At 67.7% G+C, this 781-nt stretch carries 1 pseudogene; it reads right to left on the bottom strand.

Going from position 1 to position 781, the window contains the following annotated elements:
- Positions 1-781: pseudogene (locus IG02_RS0135465) on the bottom strand (ATP-binding protein); the annotation flags it as partial.

The raw sequence follows: 781 nt of genomic DNA on the forward strand, positions 1-781 counted from the left end.
GGCGAGGTCGGTGACACGGCCCGAGACGGCCTCCTCCGCACGGCGCATCGCCGCGGCCGCCATCTTCAGACCACTGTCCTCGATCGTCACCACGATCCCGGCCGCACGCTCCTCCACATACACATGCACCTCATCGATCGGCGGCGAGAAATTAGCCGCGTTGTCCATCAACTCGGCCAGCAGATGCATCACCGGCTCCGCCGCGAACCCCGCGATCGCCGCCCTGCTCGAACAGTGCAGACGCACCCGCTGATACGCGGCGATCCGCCCCACCGCACCCCGCAGAATCGACTCCATACCGATCGGCTTGTTCCACGAACGACTCGCCCGGCCCCCCATCAACAGAGCCAGCCGGTCCGTCAACAACCCCAGCTGCGACGTATTGTGATCCAGCCTGAGCAGATCACCGAACACCTCCGCACCATGCCGGTCCTGCATCTCCCGCAGATCCGCCAGCATGCTCACAGCCTTCGCCTGCACCCGGCTCAACGCCTTCGCACTCGCCGCCTGCGCCGCCGCCGCCCGCCGCTCACTGACCGCCAGCTCCCTGACCACCACCTCCACCAAAGACGCCAGCCGAGGCTCCCCGGGCATCGCCAAACCACCCAGCACACTCTCCGCCGACCCACCCGAACGCAACCCACCGATCGCGTCCGGCAACACCTTCGACACGATCAGATCCAGATCACCCGCCCCCCGCTCCAACCGCCCCAGAGCACCATCACGCTCCACGGCGGCACGAGCCGCACGCCCCTCCGCATCCGCCAACTCCACGACGAAC

The sequence above is a fragment of the Streptomyces sp. NRRL F-5135 genome (assembly GCF_000719775.1).
GTDB lineage: Bacteria > Actinomycetota > Actinomycetes > Streptomycetales > Streptomycetaceae > Streptomyces > Streptomyces hebeiensis.